Here is a 25,457-nt window from a genome sequence, read left to right as displayed (position 1 = left end):
CTGCTGTGTATCTCGTTCACCTCCGCCTTCTCCCGCACCCCGAAGGCGAACAGTTACCCGCGTCCACGGCGGCCCTGCTGACACAGGGCCGTGACGCCGACGCGGACCGCATCGAGCACGTCAGCCTGCACGCCGACGCCCAGCCCTGCCCGGTCGTCGGCGTCTACGTGCAGGCGGCGAATCTGGAAAGGGCGGAAGCGGCCGCCGAACGGGCCTGGACGCGCGCCGTCGTGGCCCATCCACCCCTCGCGCATTGGAAGTTGCTGTCCGCCGAGGTGCCTCTGCTCCGTCCCGACCTGGACGAGTAGCCTCCGAGTTTCGCTTGAAGTCCCCTGCAAAAAGGGCGGAATTGATGCCTCCAGGGGCTGGCGGGCTGGACTGATTGTGCCAAGGCCGCTTTGCCCGCCCCGAAGCCCCTTCTGCTCCCCCTGGGCCGCGGAGAACACTCATGTTCATCGCAGCAAGCCCCGAGGAGAACAGGAAAACATGATGATTCGTCAGTTCATTCTCAGCAGCGTCGCCGCCGGTGTCCTCTTCCTGGGCGCCCAGTCCGCCTGGGCCGACGAAGGCAAGGACGACTCCGGCTGGCAGGTCCCCACCCCGACCGCCGCCGGTGACGAGCGGGACTCCGGATGGCAGTAGGACACCTGCCCCCAGCCCGTTCCGAACGCGCCGACCAGGAGTTGTCGCCATGACTGCCGAACAGCTTGAAAGACCGTACACACGCAGCAGTTCGGAATACTTGCTCGCGCTGCGTGACAAGAGCCTCAATGACGCACCGGTGGAACTCGCCCACCTCGACGAACTGCACGTCACCCACACCCCCCGCATGGGCGGCGTGGACACCGAATACATCAGGGCCCTCGCCGAGGTCGAGTCGGAACTCCCGCCGATCCTCGTGCACCGTCCGACCATGCGAGTCGTCGACGGAGTCCACCGCCTGCGCGCCGCCCAGGCCAACGGGCAGATCTTCATCAAGGTCCGCTACTTCGACGGCGACACGACCGACGCCGACCTCCTCGCCGTAGCCCTCAACGTCTCCCACGGCCGCCCACTGTCCCTGGAGGACCGCGCCGCCGCCGCCGAGCGCATCTTCGCCTCACACCCCGAGTGGTCCGACCGGGCCGTGGCCGCCGTGGCCGGACTGTCCGCCCGCAAAGTCTCCGAGATACGCCAGAACTCGGCCGGCACGCTCCTCCAGTCCGACCGAAGAATCGGGCTCGACGGCCGTTCCCGGCCCGTCGACTCCACCCACGGCAGGGAGCTCGCCAGCGAACTGATCAAGCAGAACCCCGCCGCCTCGCTGCGCACCATCGCCCGCCAGGCAGGCATCTCGCCCGCCACCGTCGCGGACGTACGCAGCCGGGTCATGCGCGGCGAGGACCCCGTCCCCTCCCGTCAGCGCGGTCACGCGGCCGCCCAGCGCTCTCCGCAGCAGCCCGCCTGCCGGCCGCCGCAGCAGCGCCCGGTCATTACCAGGTCGCCCGCCGAACTCGGGTCGATCTTCGACACCCTGCGCCGCGACCCGTCGATGCGGCTCAACGAGATGGGCCGTCACATCCTGCGCATGCTGGACGCCGCCGCCCTGGTGGCCCGCGACCGTCAGCGGTTCGTGGAGAGCGTCCCCGCCCACTGCAAGAACCAGATGTCGGAGCTGGTCCACGGCTACGCCGAGATCTGGGAGACGTTCGCGCACGACCTGAAGAGCCAGCCCGCGCCCGAAGGCGCCTGATCCGAGGGCCCCGGCCTCGATGCGGCGTGCAGTGTTCCGCCACCGAAGCGCCCGGCCCCGAGCCGCTCTTTTCCGTACCCCCTGCTGTCCCAGGGGCACCCCCTTCTGACCAGTCGGTCGGGTCCGTGCTGTCGATGAACAGATGAGGCAAACCATGTTGCGCACCGCCGTCGTCGTCGGCGCCGGTCTGATCGGCACGTCCATCGCCCTGTCCCTGTCGGCCAAAGGCGTCACCGTCTATCTGAGCGACCGGGAACCCATGGCGGCTCTGACCGCCGCCGCGCTCGGGGCGGGTCGCGCCGAGGAGCCGCCCGGCCCCGTCGACCTGGCGGTCCTCGCGGTCCAGCCGGCGGACATCGCGGCCACCCTCGCCGACGCCCAACGCCGGGGCATCGCCCGCGCCTACACCGACGTGGCCAGCGTCAAGGCCCAGGCGCTCGAAGCGATCGATGCCTCGGGCTGCGACACCCGTACGTATCTGGGCGGGCACCCCATGGCGGGCGGGGAGCGCTCCGGCCCGCTGGCCGCGCGCGCCGACCTGTTCGAGGGACGCGTGTGGGCGCTCGTGCCGACCTCGTCGACCTCCGTCGAGACCTGGCGGACCGTACGGAGCCTGCTCGACCTGTGCGGCGCGGTCCCGCTGGTCATGGACCCGCACGGGCACGACCGGGCCGTCGCCCTCGTCTCGCACACCCCGCACCTGGTCGCCAGCCTGATGGCGGCCCGCCTGGAGCACGCCGCCGAGGCCGAGGTGGGCCTGGCCGGTCAGGGCGTACGGGACGTGACGCGCATCGCGGGCGGTGATCCGGGGCTCTGGCTGGAGATCCTCTCCGCCAACGCCGACACCGTCGCGGACATCCTGGCCGAACTGGCCAAGGACCTGGACGAGGCGATCGGGGCGCTGCGCGGCCTGGCCGCCGAGGGCGAGGCCGGGCGCGGCACCGGCGCCGCGACGCTGACCGGCCTGCTGAGCCGCGGCTGCGCCGGACACGGCCGGCTGCCCCAGAAGCGCGGCGCGCCCCAGGGCAGTTACGTCACCGTCTCCGTCCTGATCGGCGACCAGCCCGGCGAGCTGGCCCGGCTCTTCACCGATGTGGGCGCGGCGGGCGTCAACATCGAGGACGTCTTCATCGACCATGCCCCCGGCCAGATCACCGGCCTGGTCGAGCTGCTGGTCACCGCCGAGTCCGCCGAGCGGCTCAGGAGCAGCCTCAGGGTGCCGAGCACGGTCATAGCGCACTGAACGTGCTGAACATCCCGATATGCCTACTCCGAGATGGTTCGTACCGAGGAGGCGAGAGCACGGGATGGCGGGGCCGGCGGCCGGGATCGTGGTGCTGGTGACCTCTTATGAGGTCGTCTCGCTCGGTGTGCTGCTCACAAACCGCGCTCCGGGCCGTGAGCATCGCGGGTGCGTTGGCCCGGAGCGGTAGGGAGGTACTCCAGCAGGACGGGGCCGGGGTGGAAGGTCGCGCTGTCCCAGCCGGCCATCTCCTCGCCGATCAGGTAGCGGTACAGCCACTCGGCGAAGGTCCATCTCACCCGTGACCGGCAGTTACGCCTCTAGTCTGCCGCTACCGGGGTGTGGTGGCATGGAGCCAGTCGTCGACGGTGACGACGTCCGCCCATTGCGGGAACAGCTTCCCGGTGAGGAACCGGTGAACCTCGGCGTCGGTGTCCAGGCAGGCGTCGGCGAGGACGGTGAGGTCGAAGTCCAGGTCGTTGGCCTGGCACAGGGTGTGCAGCACCACGGCGCTGGTGGCGATGCCGGTGAGGACGAGGCTGTCGATGCCGTGCGCCCTGAGAACCACGTCGAGGTCGCTGCCCGAGAACGCGCTCGCCCGTCTCTTGGTGACCACCACCTCGCCCGGCCGGGGCGCGACATCGGGGTGGATTTCGGTGCCGGGGTCGCCCTCGACATGGAGCCCGGCTCGCGCGACGGCGGTGAGTGCCCTGTTGCGCGGGCCGACTTCCGGAAAGCCCGGGCGTAATGCGATGACCACGTAAATGACAGGAATGTCTGCCGCCCGGGCACCATCGATCGCCCTGCGCAGGCGCGGCAGGTATCCGGAGCCGTCGTCGGCAATGTCCACGACGGCTCGCTGGACATCCATCACGAGAAGGGCGCTGCTCATACAGTCTCCAGGAACGACGTCAGTTCGGCGCTGAAGCGGAACAGGTTCTCCATGCTCGGGTAGCGCGCGGCCGCCGGCACCGTGGCAGTGTGCCCGCCAGGGACGAGTTTCGCCAGACGGCCTGCCATGGCGAGGTGGTCCGGTGCGTCCAGGGCACCGTTGATCGCGCACACGGGGAAGGCGATCCCGGGCGCGCTCCCAGGTGGCCGTAACCGGTACCCGATGGTCCGCTTCGCCGGATGCGTGCTTGCCGGGCGCGGTGGGTGACTGTGCGACCCGGGCACACCGCAGCCCGGGTATGCGAGGTGCGTACCCGGGCTGTGCGGTGGGGCCTCGCGATGGATGGCCCCGGTGTCAGGCCGTGAGGGTCTTGTGGAGTGCGTCGAGGCCGTCGCGGTAGATGCCGGTGAAGAGGCCGACGACTTCGTCGTCGGTGGCGTTGTCGGGGTTGAAGCGGCCGGACCACTGGACCTCGGCGATGTCGTCGCCGGGAACGGTGTGGACCCGGATGGTGGAGACGTAGCCGTTGACCGGGAACGGGGCCTGAAGGATGGCGTAGCTGTAGTGGCGCTCGGCCTCGTTGAAGTCCACGAGGCGCTCGATGATGACCTCGCGGGGTTTCGGGGTGTGTGGTCAGGCGCCGTTGGGCAGCGGGGCGGCCGGGCTGACCAGGCCGGCGGTGCGCAGCTCGTGCCAGAACGCGGCCGGGACGGTCTCGTTCAGGGCGGCGATGTCCTCGGCGATGCGGCTGGGCCGGGTCGCGCCGGGAACGGCGGCGGCGGCAACCGGGTGGGCGAGGGAGAACTGGAGGGCGGCGGCCTTGATGGAGACGCCGTGCTTCTGGGCCAGGGCCTTCAGGCGGGAAACCTTCTCGACGATCTCCGGCGGGGCCTGCTGGTACTCGAAGTGGGCGCCGCCGGCGAGGACGCCGGAGCTGTAGGGGCCGCCGACGACCATGTCGACGTTCTGTTCCTGGGCCATGGGCAGCAGCCGCTGCAGGGCGTGCTCGTGGTCGAGGAGGGTGTAGCGGCCGGCGAGGAGGAATCCGTCCGGCTGCGGCTCGTCGAGGGCGAGGGTCAGCTCGATGGGCTCGGTGCGGTTGACGCCGAGGCCCCAGGCCTTGATGACGCCCTCGTCGCGCAGCCGGGACAGCACCCGGAAGGCGCCGGTACGGGCCTCCTCGAACTTCTGCAGCCACAGGTCGCCGTGGAAGTCCTGGGCGATGTCGTGGACCCAGACGATGTCGAGCCGGTCGGTGCCGAGTCGCTTGAGGCTGTCCTCGATGGAACGCTCGGTGGCCTCGGCGGTCCACACGTGGAGCATCTTGTTGGGATTGCCGTGCTCGAACAGGCCGCCCTTCTCGCCGAGGTCGCGGGCACCCTCCTCCAGCTCGTCGAGGATGACCCGGCCGACCTTGGTCGACAGGACGTAGGCGTCGCGGGGCTTGGTGGACAGGACCTCGCCCAGGCGGGACTCCGAGAGGCCGGCGCCGTAGAACGGGGCGGTGTCGTAGTAGCGGATGCCCTGGTCCCAGGCGGCCCCGACCGTGGCGGCGGCCTCCTCGTCGGGGATCGCGCGGAACATGTTGCCGAGCGGGGCGGTGCCGAAGCCGAGTCGGCCGGGAAGGATTTCCTTGAGGGACATGACAGTGTCTTTTCGATCAGTGGTGCCGGGGTGCGACGGCATCCCCGGCGCGGGGGTGAGGCATGAGTGAACGGATGCCTCTGCGGTTGGCGGCTCTGTCGGCGGAGCCGTGGCAGTGGATGCACGGTGGCGTCCTGCCGGAGCCAGGTGTGCGGCGCAGATAGACGCAGAAGCGCCTTACGAGTAAGAACAATAATTGCAGACGCTGGGTATGCAAGTGGCTGCCACACCGGGGCCGGTCGATCCGGGCTCGGGCGCCAGGCCCATGAGGCACAGGCCCTCCCTGCCATCACCCTCACTGCGATCCACGAGGACTTGCCGGCCGAAGGCGTCCGCACGACGACCGCCCGCCCGCGCCGACGATGGCGCACCGCACCCCGGGGGGAACGCCGCGCGCGTCGCCGAGGCTCCCGGCCGGAGCGCATCCCGGAGAAGGAACCACACCGCCCCTCGCCCAGGAGGAAGGCGCCATGGCGGTCGAGCGCGTCGGCCTTGTCGTCCGCAACGGCCCTGCGCCGGGGCGCGCTGCCGATCGTGTTGCCGGACGCGCCGAGGAGGGCGAACCAGGCGCAGCGGACCGGCACCGTGGATCACCCCGTGCACGCGTCGGGTGCGAGCCGTCCGGCACGGGCACCATGCCGGATGCCCGTTTCAGGGGACGATCGTGGGGACGAGGCCGCCGTCGGCGCCGAGCGCCCTGCCCGTGGTCGCCGAGGCCTGTTCCGACGCCACGTACGTGATCATGCTGGCCACCTCATGGGGGCGGATCAGGCGTTTGAGCAGGGACGCGGACGCACGGTTCTCGGCAAGGTAGCGCCGCTCCTGCTCACCGGGGTCGAGACCGGGATAGAGCTCGTCGAACATGGCCAGCACGCCGTCACTCATCGTCGGCCCGGGCAGCACGCAGTTCACCGTGACCCCGGTGCCGGCGACCTCTTGGGCCATGCCGCGGGACACGGCCAGCTGCGCCGTCTTGGTCATCCCGTAGTGGACCATGTCCGTCGGCGTCTGGACGCCGGCCTCGCTGCTGACGAAGATCACGCGGCCCCACCCGCGCCGGGCCATCCGTGGCGTGTAGTGGCGTGCCAGGCGCACGCCGGAGAGCACGTTGACCTCGTAGAGGCGAAGCCAGTCCGCATCGGGGATTTCGAACACGGGCCTGGTCTCGAAGACGCCGGTGTTGTTGACCAGGATGTCGGCCTCGGGCAGCTGCCGGATCAGGTCGGCCGTCCCTTCGGCCGTCCCGACGTCGGCTGTGACGCCGCGTCCGCCGATCCGCTCCGCCGTTTCGGCGACTCGGTCGGCGTTGCGGCCGTTGACCACGACGTCGGCCCCGGCGGAAGCGAGCGCCTGCGCGGCTGCTTCGCCGATTCCCGCCGTCGACCCGGTGACCAGGGCGATACGTCCGCTGAGATCGATCTGCATCGGGCGAGTACCTCTCCAGAAGTGGTGGCGGCCCATCGGTGGCGGGCCGTGTCCGATTCGTGCCTGCGCCGCCCCGGCGTCCGTGCGGGCCTCTCGGGACGGCCGGGCTCGGCCCATCGCGTGTGGAAGCTGCCCGCACGTCGGTGCGGCGGGTGTCGGCGAAGTGCGCGTTGCCACCGTCGGTGACCATGTCGCCCGGCTCCAGCAGCGGGGGCGAACCCCTCGATGACCTCGTCGGTGGCCTCACCGGCCCTCACCATGATCAGCAGCCTGCGGGGGCGCTCCGGCGCCGTCACGAACTTCTGCGGCGACTCCGGCGGGACGAACGCGCCCTCGTGGCCGAACCCCTGCCGTTCGTGCGCTCACCGACCGGCTCCTGGAACTGGATGAGGTCGATGCCCAGGCTGTTGTCCAGGTTGATCGTGGCGTACCGCAGCTTCGAGGTGAGCAGCCCCTGCGATTTGCCGAACGGCACACTGCTCATGGTCCCCTCCGCGACGGGCTCCCGCCCGGTGAGAGCCTTGTAGAACGCGATCGAGGCGTCCAGGTCCGAGACCGAGATCCCGACATGGGCGGCCCGGGTGAGGTTCACCGGAGTGGTGGCAGCGGTCATGACGCGTCCCTTCGTTGTGCGCTCTGCCACCACGACGAAACGTTCGCGGGCGCAGGGCGGCTCCATCAGGAACCGACGGAAGCGATTCTTCGATGGGGCGACGGAGTGCGCACCTTGCCGACGGTCCGCCCCCGGGCCGGCCACACAGGGGTTGCGGGCCGGCCGCCATGATGCCTCTCCAGAGCCTCTGCGGCCGGCAGCGTCCAGCGGGGGCTCGGCATCCCGTACTTCGACGAGCGCTGCCCGCCTCAGGAAGCGACCGTGCCGGCCGCATCGGTCCCGGCCGCCGTGCCGGGGGAGGGGAAGTGCGGCAGGACCGTTTCGGCGAGCTCGTCGAGGATCTCTTCCACGGGGCGGTTGCCGGGACGGAGGTTGAAGGAGACGTGGGCGACGCCGAGTTCGCCCATCGCCCGTAGATGGTCGATCAGAGCCTGGTGGCCGGTGCGCAGCCCGAGCCGGATCGGGGTCGCCGCAGTGGAGGGGTCCCCGGTGAGGTCCAGCTGCATGGGGGTGAGGTACGGCTTGGACGTGCCGGCGGTCAGCTCCTGCCATTCCCGCGTCTTGAGGCGCAGGGCCCCCAGTGGACGCGGGTAATTGAGGGACGCGTCCGCGTTCTGCGAGATCCACTCGGCCGACTGCTGGGCGTGCCCGGCGATGGCGAGAGGCACGGACGGGCCCGTCGGCTTGGGCAGGACGTCCAGATGACGGCCGGCGTCGGGACCGAGCCCGGGCAGCTCCATGCCCGCACCGTCGGTGTGCCGGGCCCACGCGGCACGCAGGATCTCCACACCCCTGCGGAACGTGGCACCGCGGCCTTGGAAGTCCTCCCCGAACAGGGGGTACTCGACGGGCCGGTCCCCGCTCGCGAGGCCGAGGACGAACCGGCCGCCGGAGAGCACGTCGACCGTGGCAGCGGACTTGGCGACCAGCAGCGGCTGCCGCAGCGGCAGGACGACGGCCGCGGTCCCGAGCACGGCCCGCTCGGTCACGGCCGCGAGGTGCCCGAGGTGCGTGAACGTCTCGAAGACGGAACCGGCGTCGCCGAACCGCTCGGGATCGTAGAGGGGGACGTCCCGCACCCAGAGCCCGGCGAAGCCCAGCTCATCCGCCAGACGAGCGAGTTCGGCATGGCGGGTCAGGTCCGGGACACCAAAGGGGCGGCCCGCGGCCCGGTCGGCGCGCAGCCGGGTCGCGCCCCAGTCGTTGTCGAGGGGCAGCTCGAGGCCCAGAGTCGGCAGGCCCGCGGCGTTCACGAGCCGGTCCAGGGCGGTGGGGGCGACGGACATGACAGACACAACTTCCGGAGGAGCAGCGACGACGCGGGGCAACGCGGAGGTGACGCGGGGCGACGCGGAGGTACGGAGTTCGAGTTCGGGCTCGCGCGGGCGGGACCTGCCATTCACGCCCGCGCGAGCCGTGGCAACCCGGCGGGACGGCGCGGAACGCCGCCCCGTCCGGGCCGGTCGGAAGGGTCAGTTGAGCTCGTCCGGGTGGGGGCCGGTGCGCAGGTCGCGGTCGAGGGTGGCGATGGTGGCCATCTCGTCGTCGGTGAGGGTGAAGTCGAAGACGTCGAGGTTCTCGCGGATGCGGGCGGGCGTCACCGACTTGGGGATGACGACGTTGCCGAGCTGGAGGTGCCAGCGCAGGACGACCTGGGCGGGTGACTTGCCGTGGCGGGCGGCGATCGTGGTGATCGCCTCGTCCTTGAGGACGGCGCCCTGCGCCAGCGGGCTCCACGCCTCGGTGGCGATGCCGTGCTGGGCGTGGACGGCGCGCAGCTCACTCTGCTGGAGGCCGGGGTGCAGCTCGATCTGGTTGACCGCCGGGACCAGCTCGGAGCCGGCGATGAGCCGGTCGAGGTGCGCGGGCTGGAAGTTGGACACGCCCGCGGCGCGGACCCGCCCCTCGGCGACGAGCTTCTCGATGGCCTTCCAGGACTCGCGGTACAGGTCGCGGGCCGGGGTCGGCCAGTGGATCAGGTACAGGTCGACGTGGTCCAGGCCCAGCTTGGCGAGGCTGGCGTCGAAGGCCCGCAGGGTGGCGTCGTAGCCCTGGTCGGCGTTCCACAGCTTGGTGGTGACGAACAGTTCCTCGCGGGCGATCCCGGAGGCGGCGAGGGCGCGGCCGACGCCGGTCTCGTTGCCGTAGATCGCGGCGGTGTCGATGCTGCGGTAGCCGGCCTCCAGGGCGGAGCTCACCGCGGCGGTGGTCCGGTCGTCGGGGACCTGGAAGACGCCGAAGCCGAGCTGAGGGATCTCGACGCCGTTGTTGAGGGTGACGGTGGGGATGACGGACGGTGCCATGGTGCGTGTGGCCTTTCAGACGGTACGGGTCGTACGGGTGGAGAGGGTGTAGCGGACGGTCTGGGCGCCGATGAGACCGTCACGGAAGACGAACGTGTCGACGCCGTCGGTGACCTCGTGGGTGGCGGTGGTGGCGGTCCACTGCAGGAACAGCACGTTTCCGGCGAACCGCGGAGTCAACTGCCAGTCGGCGTCGGGGAGATCGGCCAGGAGACGGCCGATTCCCTCCCGTACGCCCTGGTGACCCGTCAGGGTTCCCTCGGGGGTGATGAAGACGGCGTCCTCGGTGTAGTTCGCGGTGATCAGGTCGAGGTCCCCGGTGCCGAGCCGCTTCCCGTGGTCGGCGAAGACTTCCTGCGGGGTGCGGGACATCAGGACAGCTCCTCGACGGCCGCGATGGCGAAGCCGTGGTCCTGCTCGGGGGCGCCGCCGCCGACGCCGATGGCGCCGATGAGGCGGCCGTCGCGGTGGACGGGGGCGCCGCCGGCGATGAACAGCAGCGGCTTGTCGAGCGCGGTGGGCAGGGAGTGGAACGGTCCCTCGGGCTTGACGAGGTCGACGAGGTCCGCGGTCGGCGCGTCGAGCTGCAGGGCGGTGTAGGCCTTGCGGGTGCTGGTCTCGCCGGAGATCAGCACCGCCCGGTCGTCCCGGCGGAAGGCCAGCAGGTGCCCGCCCGCGTCGAGGACGGTGACGCTCACGGTGACTTTCGCGGCGTCGGCGGCGCGGCGCGCGGCGGTGACGAGGACCTCGGCGTCCTGCGTGGTCAGCGGGGCGACGGGGATGGTGGTGCTCATGACGATTCCTTCGCGGGTGGGGGATCGGGTGGGGATCAGATGGGGGATCGGGTGTGAGTGGGAAGGCTCGGGCTGCGGTGGCGCGTCCAGGTCAGTGCAGGACGGTTTCCGGCGTGCTCCGGCGCCCGACGGACCCTGCGACGACGCGTTCGGCGGTGCGGGTACGGCGGTGGAGGCGGGCGGCGAGAAGGGCGAGCAGCAGGGCTGTGCCGGAGAGGATGGCGCCGACCCAGTTGGGGGAGGTGTAGCCGAGGCCCGCGGCGATCACGACACCGCCGAGCCAGGCCGCGAGGGCGTTGCCGAGGTTGAAGGCGCCGATGTTGGCGGCGGAGGCCAGGGTCGGAGCGGCCGGGGCCTGGTCGAGCACCCACTTCTGCAGCGGCGGGACGGTCGCGAAGCCGAGGGCGCCGATCAGGGAGAGGGTGATCGCGGCCAGCACCTTGTTGTGGGCGGTCGCGGTGAACAGCAGCAGCGCGGCGGTGAGGGCCGCGAGGGTGGTGAGGAGCATCGGCATGAGCCTGCGGTCGGCGAACTTGCCGCCGAGGAGGTTGCCCAGGAACATGCCGATACCGAAGAGGACGAGCAGCCAGGTCACCGCGCCCTCGGTGTAGCCGGCCACCTCGGTCATCATCGGGGTGATGTAGGTGATCGCGGCGAAGACACCGCCGTAGCCGAGGACGGTCATGGCCATGGCCAGCCACACCTGCACGTTGCGGAATGCGGCGAACTCGGTGCGTACGGTCACCGAATCGGGTCGGCCCGTCTCGGGCACCAGCTTGGCGACGCCGAGGAAGCCGATGACGCCGAGCGCGGCGACGATGACGAACGTGACGCGCCAGCCGGCGGCCTGGCCGATGTACGTACCGCCGGGGACACCGACGATGTTGGCCACGGTCAGGCCCATGAACATCAGGGAGATGGCCGAGGCCTTCTTCTCCGGAGCGACAAGGCCGGCTGCGACCACGGAACCGATGCCGAAGAACGCGCCGTGTGCCAGGGAGGACACGATCCGGCCGATGAGCATGACGCCGAAGCTCGGTGCGATGGCGGACAGTGCGTTGCCGATGACGAACAGCGTCATCAGGAACATCAGCATCTTCTTGCGGGACACCTTGGTGCCGAGAACGGTCAGGAGCGGCGCGCCGAACACGACGCCCAGGGCGTAACCGGAGACCAGCCAGCCGGCGGCCGGGATGGTCACGCCGAAGTCGCCTGCGACCTGGGGCAGCACGCCCATGATCACGAATTCGGTGGTGCCGATCCCGAAGGCCCCGATGGCGAGAGCCAGGAGCGCGAGAGGCATGGGGAGCTACCTTCCAAGTGCTTGCGTTGAGCGCTTACGTCTCACGACAATAGTTGCATACGCCTGATAAGCCAAGCGCATGCTAAGGGTGTATGCATGTATCGTCGTGTGCAACTATTGAGGGGACGGCCCGAAGAAGGAGGCCCCCGTTGACTGCTACTGCCCCCGCGCTCACCGCACTGGCTCAGGGCTGGTGCGCGCTGTCTCTGCTGCACGGAAAGATCGAGTCCCACCTCGAGCGCGCCCTGCAGGCCGGTCATGGCCTGAGCGTGCGCGAGTACTCGCTCCTCGACGTCCTCGGCCGCCAGCACGAGCGGGAGGGTGGACACCTGCAGATGAAGCAGGTCGCCGACTCCGTCGTGCTCAGCCAGAGCGCGACGACCCGCCTGGTCACCCGCCTCGAGGACCGCGGACTCCTGGAGCGCTACCTGTGCCCCACCGACCGGCGCGGGATCTACACCGACGTCACCGAGGCCGGCCTCAAGCTGCTCGGCGAAGCCCGCCCGACGAACGAGGCGGCCCTGCGTGCGGCGCTGCAGGAAGCCGCCGAGGACCCCCGGCTGGAACCTCTGGTGCGCACCGTCGAAACCGCGCGGACGCCGGCAGTGATCGCCGCATGAAAGCGATCACGCTGATGTGCCGGACCGACGTCCGTCAGCGACCCTGATCCAGTTCCGCAGTGTCCCGGTGTCCACCCGAAGGTCGGTGGCGACCGAATTGATCGTCGCTCCTGGACGCGACCGGTACAGCGCGACCGCGTCCGCCTTGAATTCGGCGGGGTAGTGCTTCATCCCCACAGGGACTCCGTTCTCCTGGACCATCAAGATCCAAGTTTCTCCGGTGTCCAAAACCCGGGGTCAGGGCCCAGGGGAACAGCACCCGGGGTGGTGGTGGTCGCCGCGGAGACAGCGGCCGGGCGGGGCGTCTTGTCTTCCATGTCCCCGCGGTGGGTCGGGGCCGGGCGTCGCCGTCCGGCGCTCAGGCGGTTTCCCGGGCGGTGTTCCCACTCGGGAAACCCGGTGCTTCGCCTGAAGGGTCAGGAGTCGCAGGTGTCGAGCATCTGGGACAGGGCGTCGGCCTCCGTCTGGTTGGCGGTGAGGTTGTAGTCGGACTTCACGCTGATCCAGGCCCGGCCGTAGGTGCAGTGGTACGACTCCAGCGGCGGCTTCCAGTTCCCCGGGTCCTTGTCGCCCTTCGCGCGGTTGCTGCCGGCCGACACCGCGATCAGTTGCGAGCGGAACAGGTCGTTCGCGAAGGCCCGCCGCTCATTCATCGACCACTCAGACGCCCCGACTGGCGAGGAGCGTCATTCCGAATATGGGGTATTCGTCCGGTGGAGCCTGTGGGCGCGGGCACATAGTCACCTGGTGTGCGGCTGCCGGGCCCCTGGGCAGCACAACGCAGACACCAGCAGGGACTGCAACGGGAACGCCCTCCTGCGCGAGACGCGGCTGCGGGTGCCGCACCGGAGCGACGTTGGAACCTGAGCGGCGGCGTTCCACCGTTGCGTACCAACCCCCTGGGAGGCTGGGGACAGCCCCTAACTCCTCCCCCTCAGGCCGTCCAGTACCAAGTCCGTCAAACGCTCCGGGAGGTCCGGTTCGATCGGGCGGTGGCCGAGCAGGGAGCGGGTCTGGAGCGGGGAGCAGAGCAGTTCCAGCGCCAGGGTCGCGTCCGTGTCCGTCGGGAGTTCCCCGCGTTCGACGGCCCGGCTGACGATGGCGCCGGCCTGATCGAGGCGGGACTGCCAGAAGGTCTGCCAGGCCTCGGCGAGGTCGGGGTCGTCGGAGCTGAGCGAGGCCGCCCGGGCAACGGCGCGGCCGGTCGGGGTGGCGAGGTACTCGGCCAGCGCGCGGGCGAAGGCTGCCAGGTCGGTGCGGACGGTTCCGGTGTCGGGGACGGGGATGCCCTCGTCGCTTCCGGCGAGCATGGCATCCAGCGCGAGCTTCTCCCGGCTGCCCCAACGCCGGTACACCGTGGTCTCGTTGACCCCGGCACGGGCCGCGACTTCGGCGATGCTGAGCCGGGCGATGCCCTCCTCGGCCAGCACCTCCATGGTGGCCGCCAGAACGGCCTGGCGGACGCGCGCGGCGCGGCCGCCCGGGCGGCGGCGGACCGGCTCGGGTTCTTCCTCGGTCATGTATCGATCACCTCGACCATCACCTTAACGCAGTGCTGCTTGCGTTAAGTGCCGCACGGGTACATAGTCGCTAATGCAAGAGTTCCGGCTTTAAGTGCAGCAGGAGGCATCACCATGTCATTCACCTGGCCCCTGGACCCGCAGGACCTGTTCGTCGAGCGCTACCCGCAGATGACCCTCGGCCTTCCCGTCGACGAGGTGGACGCGGTCCGCGCCGCCGTCACCGAGATGTGGCCCGACCGGCCCGGCGGCTGGGTGTACGAGTGGTCCGCCCTCGCCGCCCGGCATGCCGAGGCCGGGCGGCACCGCCTGGCCGCGCAGGCATACGGCTGGGCCAAGTTCCCCTCACTGGCCGACGACCCGAAGCGAACGGCGCTCGCCCGCCAGGTCGAGCAGTACGCCCTCGCCGCCCCCGGCTTCCCGGTGGAGTTCGAGCGCCGCACGCTCACCGTCCCGTACCGGGGCGGCGAGGCCACCTTGCCGATCCACCTGATAGCCGCCCCCGGCCTGCCCGCCGACGCGCCGGTCGTGCTGGCCAGCGGCGGGGTGGACTCCTGGAAGACCGACCTGCACGGCATGTGGGAGCAGCTCGCGCTCGCCCTTCCGGCACGACTCCTGCTGTTCGACCTCGCCGGCACCGGCGAGACCGCCCACCTGCCGATGACCCCGGACGGCGGGGCCGAGGTGATCGCCGGACTGGTCTCCTTCGCCCGCGCGGCCGGCAACGGGAAGGTCGGCCACTTCGGCATCTCGATGGGCGGTTACTACTCCGCCCGGAGCGGACTGACCGGCGCGGTGGACGCCTCCGTGGTGCTCGGCGGCCCGGTGGAGCGCTCCTTCGCTCCGGGCCGCGGCTTCGCCTTCGGCATGGACGGCATCGTCGGAAACGCCCTGGGCTTCGACGCCATGCCGAGCACAGCCGAGCGCGAGGAGGCCTTCGCGGCCTTCGACCTGCGCCCGCTGCTGGACCAGGACGCCAATGGGCCGATGCTTGTGGTCAACGGCACTGAGGACGTCCACGTCCCACTGGACGACACCCTGGTGTTCGAGGGCCGCCGGGACACCCGGGTCGAACTGATCCCGGACACCGGCCACTGCGCCATCTCGCGCTTCGGCGAGGCGATGGCCGTGATCGCCCCATGGCTGAAGGACACCCTGATCGGCTGATCCGGCGCTCCTGCCACGGACAGCTCACCGTGGCAGTCGGTTCAGGACGGCGATGACTTCCTCCGCCCGGCTGCTCCGGACGAGCAGCCAGGCGCGGGTGAGCGTCCGGACGGTGAACGGCATCCGGCACGAATCCGATCGAGTCGACCTTCGCCACCGTCCAGCTGCGGACCAAGGTCACCCACGGCGCCGGCTCCCGCACCGCCGCCCTGGCCATGGTCTTCAAACTCGTCGAGTCCGCCCAGCAACGGTGGCGGGCCGTGAATGCACCCCACCTCGTCGCCCTCGTCCGGGCGGGCGCCTGCTTCGAACGCTTGCGGCATGATCAAGGCCAGCCGATTCCCTGGGGGCCGACGTGGCATGGTCTGAACGCGTGGTGGTGCGAGACGGTGTCCGGCTTGCCTGTCGGGACTGGGGCGGGCCTGGGCAGCCCATCGTGTTGCTGCACGGCCTGGCCGGTCACGCGGGTGAATGGGACGTGCTGGCACGGAGGTTGAGCTCCAGATATCGGGTCGTCGCGGTCGACCAGCGCGGGCACGGCGCCAGCGAGCGCCACCCACGGGACGTCTCCCGCGCCGCCTACGTCGCAGACGCCATCGCCGTTGTCGATCAGCTGGCGCTGCAGCGGCCCGTCCTGGTCGGCCAGTCGCTGGGCGGGCACACAGCCATGCTCACCGCCGCCGCGCATCCCGGACTCGTCCGCGCGCTCGTGCTCGTCGAGGCGGGCTCCGGCGGTCCAAACCCGAACGGCCCCGTGGACATCGGCGGATGGCTCGGCTCGTGGCCGACACCGTTTCCCTCACGCGAAGCGGCAGCCGCATTCCTCGGCGGCGGACCGGTCGGCGCAGGCTGGGCGGCCGGACTGGAAGAACGCGACGGCGGATGGTGGCCTCGCTTCGACCGGGACGTGATGGTCCGCTCGCTGGCGGAGAACGCCCAGCGTTCCTTCCGACACGAGTGGAGGCATGTCGCATGCCCCACCCTGGTCGTCCTGGCCCAATCCGGCTTCATTCCTGCACAGGAAGCCGACGAAATGCTCCGGCAGCGACCCGCCACCATGGCCATGAGCATCCCAGGCACCGGCCACGACCTGCACCTGGAACAGCCTGGGATCCTGCACACCGCGCTCTCGGACTTCATCGAGGGCCTCGCCTGAAACTCCTGCGCGGTCACAACGACACCAAAGTCAGACCCCGCCCATGGCCATCGATCCACAGATCTTGACAATTACTCCCCTCGCGGCGTGGAGGATGGGACTGGGTAACTGCACAAGCGGTTACGCCTGCCCTGATCCGGAGGTGTCGGCGGCGAAGACCTGGTGGATGAAACGCCGCTGCCAGGGCACCTCGACCGCACGGGGGTGATAGTTCTGTCGCACCCACTTGACCGCCTCCTTGGGATCCATGCCCTCGAAGACGCAGATCGCGGACAGTGCCGTACCAGTCCGTCCGACGCCGCCCCCGCAGCAGACCTCCACGCGCTCGCTCGGGGCGCGCTCGTAGGCGAGGCGGAGTTTACGCATCGCGTCCATGGGGTCGGCGGGAAGCCAAAAGTCCCGCCAAGGAACCCATATGGACTCCCACGGCGAGCTGGGCTGCTCATGGTCCGTCAAGTGCACGGCGAACGTGGGGGTCTGTCCCTCCGGCAGGTCATACCTGAGGCCGCGCCCCCGGATCATCCGCCCCGAGGGCAGATGAATCAACTTGGGAGTGTCGGCGTTCCACAGTTCGGTCATGTCGAATTCCGTTTCGATCGGTCTCGTAGAAATGAATTGCCTGCCATCGCCATCATCCCCAGCGGGATCTGGGGAAGCACTTGCTGAGCATGGAAGAATAGTGCGAAGGCCACCCCTTCGGCCTGGCTGAGGACGCCCGCTGTCGCGCCCAGCACGGCCGTCTCGAAGGTGCCCAGCTGACCCGGCAGGGTCGGCATGATGTTGGACACCTCGATCGGCATCAGGACGAGCACCAGGACGGCCGCCGACAGCCCCAGGTCGAGGGCCTTCGCGACAGCCGCCGCCGCGAGGTCGAGTGCCCGGGTGGCGAGCCCGGCCGCCCCCACCTCCGCGAAGACGCGCGGGCGGCGCACCGGCCCGAGCGGGGTGCGCGCATCGAAGACGATCCGCCACAGCCGGCCCTCCGGGGCGGACGGGGTGCGCGCTCTGGGTGTCGATTATGCAGAGACGGCCATCTCTTTGGCCCGGTCCCGCTACCGGGGAACGAGCGGCCTGTCGTTCCAGTGCTGGAACGCCGAAGGCGATGAATGGGCGACGCTTCCCCTTTATGACGTGATTTCAAGTCGCCTGAGCTACACATTTATTCAGGAGAAAGAGAAATTCCTGAAAGATGTTCGAGACCCTCTTGTGCCCGGCGGATCCTTCCACGTGATGACCCCGCATGCCGTTCGGCCCCCGCCCGAACGCCGAAGTGCTGGAATCACAGCGGCCGAAATCAATGAACTGTGTCACGGCCGGACCGCAGTGAAGGAACATGGCCAGCAGAAGCTCAGCAGATAGCCGAACGGTCGCCCCCGGATCCTCCGTGGGCAACGCCGTGGCCGCCCAGCCATCCGTCACCCAATCCGAGTCGTGACCGTCTTCCGGCCTTCGACCGCCCATGGCACCCACTCTCATCAGGCGCGCTGAATGTCGGTTTCGAGAGTAGATGTGACCTCTGGCAATGCTCATGGGAGTCCAGGTGGCGGGGCCGTCTCGCGCTCGCCCCCGGCGCCGAGGCGTGCTGTCGGTGCGTGCGGAGTCGGCTGAACTGCAAGCGATGCGCTCCTTTGCTGAAAGGCGCCAGGGCATCGCCGCCAGTTCAGCCCCGCCGCTCCATTCGGCTCAGCCAAGGGCCCCGCCCGGACGCGGTATTCGTAGAAGCCGGGCAAAGTGGAAGTCGGAGCCCGCCCGGGAGCCCTTCGCACGTCGACCGGGCGGGCCGTGCCCGCCTCTATGCAGCCGCCCCCAAACGCCGAGAAGGCGATCGAGGCGTTCGCCCGCACCTGCCGCGAAGTGGCCCAAGGCCGTCGCGAAGATCACCGATGATGTGGAGGAGCTGCTGGCGTTGTACGACTTCCCGTTCCCGGCCGAGCACTGGATCCACCTGCGGACCACGAATCCGATCGAGTCGACGTTCTCCACGGTCAAGCTGCGAACCAAGGTCACCCGCGGTGCCGGCAGTCCGGCCGCCGCCTTGACGATGGTGTTCAGGCTCATCGAGTCCGCCCAGGAACGCTGGTGCGCGATCATCGGAGGCCACCTGGTCGCCCTGGTCCGCTCCGGCGCGAAGTTCGAGAACGGCGTCCTGGCCGAGCGTTCTGAGAGGATCGCAGCATGACCGGCCAACGCCACACCGCCACCGAATCCCACCGGCCCTTTGCTGAACCGGTCCGGCTCGACCTGTCTGATCCCGACACCCTGCGTCATCTGTGGGACCTTCAACGGGCCTCCTACGCGGTCGAAGCCCGGCTCATCGGCTTCGACGGCATCCCGCCCCTGCACGAGTCCCCCGAGCAGTTGCGCGCATGTGACGAGTCCTTCCTCGGGGTTCGCGATGAGTTGAGACTTGTCGGAGCGGTCGCCTGGACCCGCTTGCCGAACGGCGCTCTGGACATCTGCCGCCTCGTGGTCCATCCCGTCGCGCATCGCCGCGGCGTCGCAACAGCACTGCTCGACGCGCTGGACTCGATCGAGCCCGCGGAACTGACCATCGTCTCCACCGGAACTGCCAACCTGCCTGCGGTCGCGCTCTATCGTCGGCGCGGATTCATACCTGTCGGCGAGCGCCAGGTCGCGCCCGGCGTCACGGTCACCCTGCTGGAACGCAAGAACGCATCAGCATCTCAGCCAATCCACAACTCCTGACAATTGCTCCTCCACGCTGATCAGGGTCCTGACCTGTCGGCGTACGGACTTTCCTCCCAAGTTGCGTACGGACCAACGTCCCCGGCTCTGTCCACGGGCGGGCAGCACGGCAGAGGAGCCAGGTCGAGACCGACGTCCCGACCAGAGACACTCGCACGATGAGTCACAGCACATCGGCTGAACCGGTCGAGCTGGGGTGGGATGAGCCCTGGTATCGGGTCCGCACAGAGGACTTTGAGGCATTGTTCTTGCCCGGCCCTGACGAGGATCTGGACTCGGTGTGCAATGTAGACGTCGAGGTCCGGTTGGCGGGTGGATCTCGGTGGAGCGCAACGGTGTGCACCGTCGCCGAGGTCGAGCGCCTGATGGAGAACTGGTCTCGAAGCGGTGAGGCCCTGGGCGGCCGCTACTTCTGGTGCTCAGATGGCCTGATCGTGCGCGGTCCCGGCATCAACAGCATGACCCAGGTGATCAGGGGGCTGCTCGATGTCGGTGAGTTCGACGACGTCTTCCAACGGCTTGAGAACGAGTGATCGGCCAACTGCCGTCCTGAAACGATCAGTCAGGCCACCTCGTTCTCTCGTTCGATGGCTTTGAGGCGGTTCTTGAGCTGGTAGCTCGGGCCGTTGATGGAGATCACTTCGCAGTGGTGCAGGAGGCGGTCGAGGATGGCGGTGGCGAGGACCTCGTCGCCGAAGACCTGGCCCCATTCGCTGAAGGTCTTGTTCGAGGTGAGGATGATCGAGCCCTTCTCGTAGCGCTTGGAGATGACCTGGAAGACCAGGTTCGCCTCGGGTCGTTCGAGGGGCTGGTAGCCGACTTCGTCGTCCACGAGGACGCTGGGCCGCAGGTAGGTGCCGAGTTTGTTCGTCAGACGTCCGGCGGCAGTGGAACCGCCTCGCCCGGGGCGACGTGCCGACGGTCTTGGTCCGGTCGTAGACGATCGTCATCGGGACCCCTCTAATATGCGGGTCTCGGTGTCAAGAGATGGGTTGGGCTGGGCGGCCTGAAGGATCGTTGTCAGAGGCCCTGGGGATACTGGCGTCGTGACGACGTTCCCCTCCGCCGCAGCCGGCCTGACCGAGCCTTCCCCCACCTGGGTCGAGTCGATGGGCGGCCCGCTGATCGTAGTGCCGATTTCCGCGCTGACCAGGTGGCATGGTTGTACCCAGTCGGGGATGGTCGTCGGCAGTGGTGACGTTCGGGACGACTACGACCGCGCCTGCGAGGTGGAGGGTCTGGTCGGAGTGATCGCCGTCGGCGAGGAGGGCGCCCAGGGACTTGTCCTGGCGGACGAGCCCGCCAGCAGCTTCTATCTGCCGGAACACCAGGCCTTCGTTCGCTGGCTGGGCGCCAACAGCGAGGCCGAACTGATGGCCGCGGCCCAAACCGTGCTTGCCGACCCCACCACCATGTGGGAGGAGTGCGGTATCTGGGAGACGGACGGCCCCGCGGTTCTCATGGACTCCGTGACAGCCGGGACCGAGCTCAGCGTCGAATACCCGAACGGCGGAGGCATGCCGGAGCAAGCCCTCGTCACCCTGCCGCCCGGCAGCTGGATAGTCCGCGCTGTCCACGCCTCGCCGATCGAGGACACCTCGGTGGGCGTGATCCAACTTCTTCCTCAGCCATCGAACTGACCGGGATGCGCCCTCGGTGGGGGAGGAGATCAGGACGCTTCTCCGTCCCGGCGGCTGAGGAGTCCATCGAAGACGGGGTGCCGGTAAGAACGCTGTCACCGATCCTGCTGGTTAATTCCGTGCCATCCGGTGTGGCTCGTTGGCCAGGGTGGCGGCCGTTTTGCCGTTCCGGTCGCGTGTGGGGTGCTGGATGTCGATGCAATCGCGGCCTTGGCCGCAGGTGCCGGGGCTGACCGCGCAGGTGGCTCGCGCGGTCACAGCACGCGGACCGTATCCGCTGGCGATGCGGGTCCGCGATGAGCTGGGCGAGCTGTTCCCGGACACCGGCATGCGACGCGCCCGCTACCGCGGCCTGCCCAAGACACACCTCGAACACGCCTTCTCCGCGGTCGCGCTGAACCTGGTTCGTCTCGACGCCTGGTGGAGCGGTCACCCGCTCGACCGCACCCGGACCGGCCACCTCGCCCGCCTCGACCTCTCCCTCGTTGCATAACCCGAAGTAGGAGCAGCCCTTTCGAAGGGATTGGTTAATCCGGGAGGTTGCAGGTCGGACTGCGGCGGGCCCGGCCCCCGACCGGCCCTCGCGGCAAGGTCTACACCGGTGCCCCGACTCCGTGCAGCAGGGTGTCCACCACACGCGCGGCCAGCTGGTCGACGGCGCCGATATCGACGACCTCTCGCCCTTCCTCGGATGCCTCGTGGATCAGGGCGTAGTAGACCCGGCGGGCCCACTCCAGGTCGGTGTCCGCAGACACGAGGCCGGCCTCCTGCGCGCGGCGGAAGAGCTGATCGCACTGGGCCAAGACGTCGGCGTGCACTCGCGCCGCCTCGGGGTCGGACGGAGCGGTCCGGCTCATCGCGAAGCTCCAGCCGATCTTCACCTGAAGGACGTTGACGGTCACCTGGTGCAGGGCAACCAGCGGCGGGGAGGTGAGCGGGCGCGCGGCCTCCACGGCCTGGTGGAACCGCTCGGTCGCCCAGGTCGCCAGCGCCTCGACCAATGCCTCGCGGGTGGCGAAGCGCCGGTGCACGGTGGTGCGGGCCACCCCGGCCGCTGCTGCGATCTGCTCCATGGTCGCCGCCGGGTCGGCGGCCAGCACGCGTTCGGCTGCCTCCAGGATCGTCCGCACCGTCCGCTCCGTATCGGCGCGCAGCGCGCGCCCCCTCGTCTCCATGGACCAGACAGTACATCGGGGACGCCGTTCATGGCTTACTTGCATCATAGATGTCGCATCTACTAGCTTCACGGCGTCGCTGAAGTCGCGACTGGTTTCATAGTCACGACAGGAGTGCATCCATGGATCTGCAGCTGACGAACACCACCGCCGTGGTCACCGGCGCGAGCCGCGGCATCGGACTGGCCACCGTCCAAGCGCTCACCGCAGAGGGCGTTCGCGTGGTAGCCGCCGCCCGCACCATCACTCCGGAGCTGAAGGAGACCGGCGCCCTGGCCATACCGGTGGACTTGCTGACCCCCGACGCCCCCGCCCAGCTGATCGACCGCGCCACCACCGAACTCGGCGACCTCGACCTGCTCGTCAACAACGTCGGCGGCGGCGACGGCGGAGAGGGCCAAACCGGCGGCTTCCTCTCCTTCACCGACCAGCAGTGGCAGCAGTCCCTCGACCTGAACTTCCTGGCCGCCGTGCGGACCAGCCGGGCGGCGCTGCCCAGCCTGCTGCGCCGCCGCGGGGCGCTGGTCAACATCTCCTCCAACGGCGCCCGGATGCCGCATGCCGGGCCCGTCACCTACACCACGGCGAAGGCCGCGCTGACCGCCTTCGGCAAGGCACTGGCGGAGGAGTTCGGACCGCAGGGCGTGCGCATCAACACCATCTCGCCGGGCCCGGTGCGTACCGCGATGTGGGAGAGCCCGGATGGCTACGGCGCGGAGCTGGCCCGCTCCATGGGGGTTACCCAGGAGCAGTTGCTGGCTCAGATCCCGGCCGCGATGGGCATGACCACCGGCCGCCTGCTGGAACCGTCCGAGGTCGCTACGGCCGTCGCCTACCTCGCCTCACCGCTGGCGGCCGGCATGTCCGGCACGGACCTGCTGATCGACGGTGGATCTGTCAAGACCGCCTGACACGACGTCCAGGACGCAGCCCGGTCCGCGGCTTCCCAGCTCAAGCAGGTCTCTTCAGGAGGGCTACACCCACCTGAATCGGCCAGCAGGATCGTCACCAGCCGCAAACGAGGGGGTGTCACGTCCGGTGGCGTGCGGCTGGGTCGCGCTCAGCAACGTGTCGGGCGACTGCGTCGACGCCGGGGCGGGTGTACCGCTCCATCGGGCGGCGGCCGGAACGTGGCTCGCCTCGCGCCATGCCCGCTCATCATCCAGCGGACGAGCGGGCCAAGGCGGACGACACCGTCGTGGGTTCACTCTGACGGGTGCTGTACCTCAAGCCTGAAGGGGACAGGTGAGCGGGAGGACGCGCTCGGTCAGCTGCCCGGTGAGGTGGGTATCGGTGAGGGCGGCGTTGGTGAGCCAGTCCGCTGCGGTCAGCTGGTCGGCCAGGTGCTGCAGCTCGCCGGAGCCTACCGGGGCCCAGGCGGCAAGAGCATTCAGGGCGATGCCCTGGCCGCCGGGACCGAGGCGTCCCGAGGCGTCGGTCTGGGTGGCCAGCGTCAGGGCGAGCAGCCGGGTGCTGGCGGTGGCCTTGGCCTTGCGGAGCTTCTTGTCCGAGACGACCTTCTGTGCCCAGCCGGAGAGCTTGGGCCGTAGTTTCCTGCCGAACGTGAACGGGCCCGGGGCGTCCTCGTCGGGAACCAGGGAGGGGACGGTGATGGGGGTGGGGTTCTCGGGCCGGGAAGCGAGCAGGTCACCGGGGGTTCCGGGAAGGCGCAGCCAGCCGCACTCGGCCAGCTGCTTGACCAGGTCTTCCGGCTCGCTCAGGCCCAGCCCGGTGAGGTCCTGGCCGACGAGGTTGCCCGTTCCGGTGTGCGCGGTACGCAGAGTCAGCATCACCACCAGCAGGCGCGCCTCCGGACCGGGCAACGGGGCGGTGTCGGTGACGTGGGCCAGGACGGACCGGGCGTGGGCCCACTGGGCGGGGCCGGTCAGCAGGTGGGCCACGGCCGGAGTGTTGCTGTCGGGTTCGCTGTTGTTGCGCGTGGCGTGGCCGGTGCGCTGCTGGTGCTGGAGGCGGGCGGCGGTGGCGGCCTGCTCGGCGCGCTGGGCGTCCAGTCGCAGGCGCGCGTCGCCGGTGGCCGTGGCCCAGGCCGTGAAGGCGCTGGCCTTGCGGGTGTGGAGGTCGGCCAGGAGCGCCAGGTCGGGCTCGTTGCGCTGTTGGTAGGCGCGGAAGAGGTCACCGAGTTCGACGAGCTCGTCCCGCAGGGCGGCGGGCCGCAGATCGTGCGGGATGACGCGCTGAGCGATCTTCACCTGCGGTGGGCGGCGCCGCACGGGTGCGGAGCGAGGCGCCGGAACCTCCGTCCCGGCCGCGACCTGCCGGTCGGAGAACTGCGGCGCGCCCGCCCCCGGGGCTGCGGAGGCCGGACGTTCGAAGTGTTGGGGCCCGGAGGCCTGGGAGGTGGCGGCGGTCTTCGCTCCGGGTGTGGCGGCTGCGCACCGTGAGCAGCACTCCGTGGCCTGCCACCAGCGTCCTTCCCGGTCGGTGACCACGGCCAGGACGACCGGGCCGCCGCACCGCCAGGGCTCGGTACGCGGATGCCGGCCGGTGTCGGGCAGATGGGTGTGGCAGCCTTCGGCCCTGCACGCGCAGTACGCCCCGGGCCTGGGGGCGGGGGCGGCGCGCAGGTGGGCCTTGAGGTGGGCGACCGCCGCCACACGGCCGGCGGCCGCGGACGGCAGACGCTGCTCGGCACAGGCGGGGCGGCTGCACGAGACGCGCACCGCCGCACTGCCCCGGCCGGCGGCGTCCAGACGCACTGTCCACCGGCGTCCCGGCACCCGCTCGTCCAGCTCGCTCTCCGCGGCCTGCGTCATCCCGTTCTTCCTTCCGATCCGTGTCCCCGACCGCCGCACGCTGCCTGCCGTGCCCGATGGCGCGCGGCGGGCCCAGCGTATGCGGCACAGGGGCGGGAATCCTGGCGGGCGCGGCCGGTTGCTCGACCGATATCGCGCCCGGCCGTGGGGGGGACACCGTCGATCAGCGGCTCGTGGTGGGCGGTGCGGTTGCGCAGGGAACGGACGCGGCTGGCAGCGAGGGCCGGGCGCCCGTCGGCGCGGCAGCGCACCAGCAGACCCGGAAGGCGGCAGCAATGCGCGGATGACCGGCTGCGGCGAAAGGAGAAAGATCCTCTCCCTGCACGGGGCGCTCGATTCATATCCGCACTCCCGCAGCGCTCCTCTGCTACCTCCGGACGTCTCTCTGCGCCCTCCTTCAGTCCGGCCTTCGGGGACTGTCTTCATGGCCCCAGCCGATCATTGTGGGCGTCACAACAAGGCTCACGAATCAGATGGGGGCAGTATGCGAAAGTTCAGCAAGCGGATGGGGTTATTCGCCGGGGCAGCCGCAACAGCGTTCGTCAGTACGCTCATCACGCCCACCTCGGCCTCCGCAGCACCTGATGCCTGGCAGTGCACGCCGGGTGCCTTCTGTGTCTACACCGGAGACAACGGTACGGGAAGCGGGGGCTTTCCCCTTGATCGTGGACACCGGTTGTCATGCGGCGGTGGCCAGCGTAGTTGATCGTTGTTCGTAGGCGATCGGGCTGATCTGGCCGAGGCGGGAGT

At 69.8% G+C, this 25,457-nt stretch carries 31 protein-coding genes and 5 pseudogenes; 15 read left to right on the top strand and 21 right to left on the bottom strand.

Annotated features, from left to right (window positions below; translation table 11 throughout):
- Nucleotides 1–5: 5 nt before the first annotated feature.
- From IEZ15_RS37250 to IEZ15_RS37235, 4 genes and pseudogenes are all read left to right on the top strand, one after another.
- Nucleotides 6–308: a hypothetical protein gene (locus tag IEZ15_RS37250; RefSeq protein ID WP_189281324.1), complete on the top strand. Its 303-nt coding sequence runs from the start codon at nucleotides 6–8 to the stop codon at nucleotides 306–308.
- Nucleotides 309–486: 178 nt separating this feature from the next.
- Nucleotides 487–642, top strand: coding sequence for a hypothetical protein (locus tag IEZ15_RS37245; protein WP_157986972.1), 156 nt, complete (start codon nucleotides 487–489; stop codon nucleotides 640–642).
- A gap of 49 nt (nucleotides 643–691) precedes the next feature.
- On the top strand, nucleotides 692–1,732 hold the full coding sequence (locus IEZ15_RS37240; RefSeq protein ID WP_189281322.1) for a ParB/RepB/Spo0J family partition protein: 1,041 nt from the start codon (nucleotides 692–694) through the stop codon (nucleotides 1,730–1,732).
- 139 nt (nucleotides 1,733–1,871) lie between these two features.
- A pseudogene (locus IEZ15_RS37235) lies at nucleotides 1,872–2,975 on the top strand (prephenate dehydrogenase); the annotation flags it as partial.
- A 134-nt stretch (nucleotides 2,976–3,109) separates the two neighbouring features.
- Here the strand turns inward: IEZ15_RS37235 and IEZ15_RS37230 are convergent.
- The 13 genes and pseudogenes from IEZ15_RS37230 to IEZ15_RS37175 form a co-directional block, all read right to left on the bottom strand.
- Nucleotides 3,110–3,274 carry a hypothetical protein gene (locus IEZ15_RS37230; protein ID WP_189281318.1) on the bottom strand — a complete coding sequence of 55 codons (165 nt, stop codon included), beginning with the start codon at nucleotides 3,272–3,274 and terminating at the stop codon, nucleotides 3,110–3,112.
- 32 nt (nucleotides 3,275–3,306) lie between these two features.
- The gene (locus IEZ15_RS37225) at nucleotides 3,307–3,867 is read right to left on the bottom strand and encodes a cysteine hydrolase family protein (RefSeq protein WP_189281316.1); all 561 of its coding nucleotides are present in this window, start codon (nucleotides 3,865–3,867) and stop codon (nucleotides 3,307–3,309) included.
- Complete coding sequence (locus IEZ15_RS37220; protein ID WP_189281313.1) at nucleotides 3,864–4,040, bottom strand: hypothetical protein; 177 nt, start codon at nucleotides 4,038–4,040, stop codon at nucleotides 3,864–3,866. The genes IEZ15_RS37225 and IEZ15_RS37220 overlap by 4 nt, the downstream gene beginning before the upstream one ends.
- Before the next feature lie 181 nt (nucleotides 4,041–4,221).
- Nucleotides 4,222–4,470 (bottom strand): SRPBCC family protein, encoded by a 249-nt coding sequence (locus IEZ15_RS37215; protein WP_268250476.1) that lies wholly within the window; start codon nucleotides 4,468–4,470, stop codon nucleotides 4,222–4,224.
- 30 nt (nucleotides 4,471–4,500) lie between these two features.
- Nucleotides 4,501–5,511, bottom strand: a complete 1,011-nt coding sequence (locus IEZ15_RS37210) for an aldo/keto reductase (protein WP_189281311.1) — start codon at nucleotides 5,509–5,511, stop codon at nucleotides 4,501–4,503.
- Nucleotides 5,512–6,162: 651 nt separating this feature from the next.
- A complete protein-coding gene (locus IEZ15_RS37205; protein ID WP_189281309.1) occupies nucleotides 6,163–6,936 on the bottom strand; it encodes an SDR family NAD(P)-dependent oxidoreductase in 774 nt (257 codons plus the stop codon).
- 141 nt (nucleotides 6,937–7,077) lie between these two features.
- A pseudogene (locus IEZ15_RS45630) lies at nucleotides 7,078–7,280 on the bottom strand (NAD(P)-binding domain-containing protein); the annotation flags it as partial.
- Nucleotides 7,229–7,549, bottom strand: coding sequence for a VOC family protein (locus IEZ15_RS37200; protein WP_189281307.1), 321 nt, complete (start codon nucleotides 7,547–7,549; stop codon nucleotides 7,229–7,231). The pseudogene IEZ15_RS45630 and the gene IEZ15_RS37200, both read right to left, overlap by 52 nt.
- Before the next feature lie 248 nt (nucleotides 7,550–7,797).
- Complete coding sequence (locus IEZ15_RS37195) at nucleotides 7,798–8,835, bottom strand: TIGR03571 family LLM class oxidoreductase (protein ID WP_114242446.1); 1,038 nt, start codon at nucleotides 8,833–8,835, stop codon at nucleotides 7,798–7,800.
- 186 nt (nucleotides 8,836–9,021) lie between these two features.
- Nucleotides 9,022–9,852, bottom strand: coding sequence for an aldo/keto reductase (locus IEZ15_RS37190; RefSeq protein WP_189281305.1), 831 nt, complete (start codon nucleotides 9,850–9,852; stop codon nucleotides 9,022–9,024).
- A gap of 15 nt (nucleotides 9,853–9,867) precedes the next feature.
- Complete coding sequence (locus IEZ15_RS37185) at nucleotides 9,868–10,224, bottom strand: nuclear transport factor 2 family protein (protein WP_189281303.1); 357 nt, start codon at nucleotides 10,222–10,224, stop codon at nucleotides 9,868–9,870.
- Entirely contained in the window at nucleotides 10,224–10,646 is a 423-nt protein-coding gene (locus IEZ15_RS37180; RefSeq protein ID WP_114242443.1) for a GlcG/HbpS family heme-binding protein, read from the bottom strand. The genes IEZ15_RS37185 and IEZ15_RS37180 overlap by 1 nt, the downstream gene beginning before the upstream one ends.
- A 91-nt stretch (nucleotides 10,647–10,737) precedes the next feature.
- Entirely contained in the window at nucleotides 10,738–11,949 is a 1,212-nt protein-coding gene (locus tag IEZ15_RS37175) for an MFS transporter (protein WP_189281301.1), read from the bottom strand.
- A gap of 149 nt (nucleotides 11,950–12,098) precedes the next feature.
- Between IEZ15_RS37175 and IEZ15_RS37170 the strand changes: the two genes are divergently transcribed.
- Nucleotides 12,099–12,569 (top strand): MarR family winged helix-turn-helix transcriptional regulator, encoded by a 471-nt coding sequence (locus IEZ15_RS37170; protein WP_189281299.1) that lies wholly within the window; start codon nucleotides 12,099–12,101, stop codon nucleotides 12,567–12,569.
- A gap of 6 nt (nucleotides 12,570–12,575) precedes the next feature.
- Here IEZ15_RS37170 and IEZ15_RS37165 read toward each other — a convergent pair whose 3' ends face one another.
- The 3 genes from IEZ15_RS37165 to IEZ15_RS37155 all read right to left on the bottom strand — a co-directional run bounded on the left by IEZ15_RS37165 (nucleotide 12,576) and on the right by IEZ15_RS37155 (nucleotide 14,089).
- Nucleotides 12,576–12,740 carry a transposase gene (locus tag IEZ15_RS37165; RefSeq protein WP_189281297.1) on the bottom strand — a complete coding sequence of 55 codons (165 nt, stop codon included), beginning with the start codon at nucleotides 12,738–12,740 and terminating at the stop codon, nucleotides 12,576–12,578.
- A 245-nt stretch (nucleotides 12,741–12,985) separates the two neighbouring features.
- On the bottom strand, nucleotides 12,986–13,222 hold the full coding sequence (locus IEZ15_RS37160) for a hypothetical protein (RefSeq protein WP_189281295.1): 237 nt from the start codon (nucleotides 13,220–13,222) through the stop codon (nucleotides 12,986–12,988).
- A gap of 267 nt (nucleotides 13,223–13,489) precedes the next feature.
- On the bottom strand, nucleotides 13,490–14,089 hold the full coding sequence (locus tag IEZ15_RS37155; protein WP_189281292.1) for a TetR/AcrR family transcriptional regulator: 600 nt from the start codon (nucleotides 14,087–14,089) through the stop codon (nucleotides 13,490–13,492).
- A gap of 114 nt (nucleotides 14,090–14,203) precedes the next feature.
- Here IEZ15_RS37155 and IEZ15_RS37150 point away from each other — a divergent pair, with 114 nt between their 5' ends.
- The 3 genes and pseudogenes from IEZ15_RS37150 to IEZ15_RS37140 all read left to right on the top strand — a co-directional run bounded on the left by IEZ15_RS37150 (nucleotide 14,204) and on the right by IEZ15_RS37140 (nucleotide 16,412).
- Nucleotides 14,204–15,256, top strand: coding sequence for an alpha/beta hydrolase (locus IEZ15_RS37150; protein ID WP_189281290.1), 1,053 nt, complete (start codon nucleotides 14,204–14,206; stop codon nucleotides 15,254–15,256).
- 128 nt (nucleotides 15,257–15,384) lie between these two features.
- Nucleotides 15,385–15,570 (top strand): annotated as a pseudogene (locus IEZ15_RS37145) (IS256 family transposase); the annotation flags it as partial.
- 41 nt (nucleotides 15,571–15,611) lie between these two features.
- Complete coding sequence (locus IEZ15_RS37140; protein WP_189281288.1) at nucleotides 15,612–16,412, top strand: alpha/beta fold hydrolase; 801 nt, start codon at nucleotides 15,612–15,614, stop codon at nucleotides 16,410–16,412.
- A gap of 120 nt (nucleotides 16,413–16,532) precedes the next feature.
- Here IEZ15_RS37140 and IEZ15_RS37135 read toward each other — a convergent pair whose 3' ends face one another.
- Nucleotides 16,533–16,991: a protein-tyrosine phosphatase family protein gene (locus IEZ15_RS37135; RefSeq protein ID WP_189281286.1), complete on the bottom strand. Its 459-nt coding sequence runs from the start codon at nucleotides 16,989–16,991 to the stop codon at nucleotides 16,533–16,535.
- Complete coding sequence (locus IEZ15_RS37130) at nucleotides 16,988–17,344, bottom strand: lysylphosphatidylglycerol synthase domain-containing protein (protein WP_229846360.1); 357 nt, start codon at nucleotides 17,342–17,344, stop codon at nucleotides 16,988–16,990. The genes IEZ15_RS37135 and IEZ15_RS37130 overlap by 4 nt, the downstream gene beginning before the upstream one ends.
- Before the next feature lie 13 nt (nucleotides 17,345–17,357).
- Between IEZ15_RS37130 and IEZ15_RS37125 the strand changes: the two genes are divergently transcribed.
- The 4 genes and pseudogenes from IEZ15_RS37125 to IEZ15_RS37110 all read left to right on the top strand — a co-directional run bounded on the left by IEZ15_RS37125 (nucleotide 17,358) and on the right by IEZ15_RS37110 (nucleotide 19,651).
- Nucleotides 17,358–17,771: a methyltransferase domain-containing protein gene (locus tag IEZ15_RS37125; protein WP_189281284.1), complete on the top strand. Its 414-nt coding sequence runs from the start codon at nucleotides 17,358–17,360 to the stop codon at nucleotides 17,769–17,771.
- Between the two features lie 490 nt (nucleotides 17,772–18,261).
- Nucleotides 18,262–18,591: pseudogene (locus IEZ15_RS37120) on the top strand (transposase); the annotation flags it as partial.
- A complete protein-coding gene (locus tag IEZ15_RS37115) occupies nucleotides 18,588–19,118 on the top strand; it encodes a GNAT family N-acetyltransferase (RefSeq protein ID WP_114242433.1) in 531 nt (176 codons plus the stop codon). The pseudogene IEZ15_RS37120 and the gene IEZ15_RS37115, both read left to right, overlap by 4 nt.
- A gap of 158 nt (nucleotides 19,119–19,276) precedes the next feature.
- Complete coding sequence (locus IEZ15_RS37110) at nucleotides 19,277–19,651, top strand: hypothetical protein (protein ID WP_189281282.1); 375 nt, start codon at nucleotides 19,277–19,279, stop codon at nucleotides 19,649–19,651.
- Between the two features lie 29 nt (nucleotides 19,652–19,680).
- Here IEZ15_RS37110 and IEZ15_RS37105 read toward each other — a convergent pair.
- Nucleotides 19,681–20,004: pseudogene (locus IEZ15_RS37105) on the bottom strand (ATP-binding protein); the annotation flags it as partial.
- Nucleotides 20,005–20,164: 160 nt separating this feature from the next.
- Here IEZ15_RS37105 and IEZ15_RS37100 point away from each other — a divergent pair.
- Together IEZ15_RS37100 and IEZ15_RS37095 are read left to right on the top strand one after the other, a co-directional pair.
- Nucleotides 20,165–20,758 carry an Imm21 family immunity protein gene (locus tag IEZ15_RS37100; protein WP_229846359.1) on the top strand — a complete coding sequence of 198 codons (594 nt, stop codon included), beginning with the start codon at nucleotides 20,165–20,167 and terminating at the stop codon, nucleotides 20,756–20,758.
- A 196-nt stretch (nucleotides 20,759–20,954) separates the two neighbouring features.
- A complete protein-coding gene (locus IEZ15_RS37095) occupies nucleotides 20,955–21,251 on the top strand; it encodes a transposase (protein WP_189281342.1) in 297 nt (98 codons plus the stop codon).
- A 100-nt stretch (nucleotides 21,252–21,351) separates the two neighbouring features.
- Here IEZ15_RS37095 and IEZ15_RS37090 read toward each other — a convergent pair whose 3' ends face one another.
- On the bottom strand, nucleotides 21,352–21,933 hold the full coding sequence (locus IEZ15_RS37090; protein WP_189281280.1) for a TetR/AcrR family transcriptional regulator: 582 nt from the start codon (nucleotides 21,931–21,933) through the stop codon (nucleotides 21,352–21,354).
- Nucleotides 21,934–22,055: 122 nt separating this feature from the next.
- Between IEZ15_RS37090 and IEZ15_RS37085 the strand changes: the two genes are divergently transcribed.
- Nucleotides 22,056–22,844, top strand: a complete 789-nt coding sequence (locus tag IEZ15_RS37085) for an SDR family NAD(P)-dependent oxidoreductase (RefSeq protein WP_189281277.1) — start codon at nucleotides 22,056–22,058, stop codon at nucleotides 22,842–22,844.
- 315 nt (nucleotides 22,845–23,159) lie between these two features.
- Here the strand turns inward: IEZ15_RS37085 and IEZ15_RS37080 are convergent, their stop codons facing one another.
- Nucleotides 23,160–24,707, bottom strand: a complete 1,548-nt coding sequence (locus tag IEZ15_RS37080; RefSeq protein ID WP_189281275.1) for a hypothetical protein — start codon at nucleotides 24,705–24,707, stop codon at nucleotides 23,160–23,162.
- Nucleotides 24,708–25,457: the final 750 nt, after the last annotated feature.

Source organism: Streptomyces atratus (assembly GCF_014648655.1).
Lineage (GTDB): Bacteria > Actinomycetota > Actinomycetes > Streptomycetales > Streptomycetaceae > Streptomyces > Streptomyces atratus.
The sequence above is the reverse complement of the archived record's forward strand: the minus strand, read 5'-3'. Positions and strand labels throughout refer to the sequence as shown.

Bases quoted from the DNA above. Each gene is read 5' to 3' on its own strand.
- IEZ15_RS37245 (WP_157986972.1), top strand. From the start codon at position 487: ATGATGATTCGTCAGTTCATTCTCAGCAGCGTCGCCGCCGGTGTCCTC.
- IEZ15_RS37200 (WP_189281307.1), bottom strand. From the start codon at position 7,549: ATGACCGCTGCCACCACTCCGGTGAACCTCACCCGGGCCGCCCATGTC.
- IEZ15_RS37080 (WP_189281275.1), bottom strand. From the start codon at position 24,707: ATGACGCAGGCCGCGGAGAGCGAGCTGGACGAGCGGGTGCCGGGACGC.
- IEZ15_RS37085 (WP_189281277.1), top strand. From the start codon at position 22,056: ATGGATCTGCAGCTGACGAACACCACCGCCGTGGTCACCGGCGCGAGC.
- IEZ15_RS37175 (WP_189281301.1), bottom strand. From the start codon at position 11,949: ATGCCTCTCGCGCTCCTGGCTCTCGCCATCGGGGCCTTCGGGATCGGC.
- IEZ15_RS37180 (WP_114242443.1), bottom strand. From the start codon at position 10,646: ATGAGCACCACCATCCCCGTCGCCCCGCTGACCACGCAGGACGCCGAG.
- IEZ15_RS37155 (WP_189281292.1), bottom strand. From the start codon at position 14,089: ATGACCGAGGAAGAACCCGAGCCGGTCCGCCGCCGCCCGGGCGGCCGC.
- IEZ15_RS37190 (WP_189281305.1), bottom strand. From the start codon at position 9,852: ATGGCACCGTCCGTCATCCCCACCGTCACCCTCAACAACGGCGTCGAG.
- IEZ15_RS37135 (WP_189281286.1), bottom strand. From the start codon at position 16,991: ATGACCGAACTGTGGAACGCCGACACTCCCAAGTTGATTCATCTGCCC.
- IEZ15_RS37205 (WP_189281309.1), bottom strand. From the start codon at position 6,936: ATGCAGATCGATCTCAGCGGACGTATCGCCCTGGTCACCGGGTCGACG.
- IEZ15_RS37195 (WP_114242446.1), bottom strand. From the start codon at position 8,835: ATGTCCGTCGCCCCCACCGCCCTGGACCGGCTCGTGAACGCCGCGGGC.
- IEZ15_RS37095 (WP_189281342.1), top strand. From the start codon at position 20,955: ATGCAATCGCGGCCTTGGCCGCAGGTGCCGGGGCTGACCGCGCAGGTG.
- IEZ15_RS37225 (WP_189281316.1), bottom strand. From the start codon at position 3,867: ATGAGCAGCGCCCTTCTCGTGATGGATGTCCAGCGAGCCGTCGTGGAC.
- IEZ15_RS37160 (WP_189281295.1), bottom strand. From the start codon at position 13,222: ATGAATGAGCGGCGGGCCTTCGCGAACGACCTGTTCCGCTCGCAACTG.
- IEZ15_RS37090 (WP_189281280.1), bottom strand. From the start codon at position 21,933: ATGGAGACGAGGGGGCGCGCGCTGCGCGCCGATACGGAGCGGACGGTG.
- IEZ15_RS37210 (WP_189281311.1), bottom strand. From the start codon at position 5,511: ATGTCCCTCAAGGAAATCCTTCCCGGCCGACTCGGCTTCGGCACCGCC.
- IEZ15_RS37185 (WP_189281303.1), bottom strand. From the start codon at position 10,224: ATGTCCCGCACCCCGCAGGAAGTCTTCGCCGACCACGGGAAGCGGCTC.
- IEZ15_RS37240 (WP_189281322.1), top strand. From the start codon at position 692: ATGACTGCCGAACAGCTTGAAAGACCGTACACACGCAGCAGTTCGGAA.
- IEZ15_RS37110 (WP_189281282.1), top strand. From the start codon at position 19,277: ATGAGTCACAGCACATCGGCTGAACCGGTCGAGCTGGGGTGGGATGAG.
- IEZ15_RS37115 (WP_114242433.1), top strand. From the start codon at position 18,588: ATGACCGGCCAACGCCACACCGCCACCGAATCCCACCGGCCCTTTGCT.
- IEZ15_RS37165 (WP_189281297.1), bottom strand. From the start codon at position 12,740: ATGAAGCACTACCCCGCCGAATTCAAGGCGGACGCGGTCGCGCTGTAC.
- IEZ15_RS37150 (WP_189281290.1), top strand. From the start codon at position 14,204: ATGTCATTCACCTGGCCCCTGGACCCGCAGGACCTGTTCGTCGAGCGC.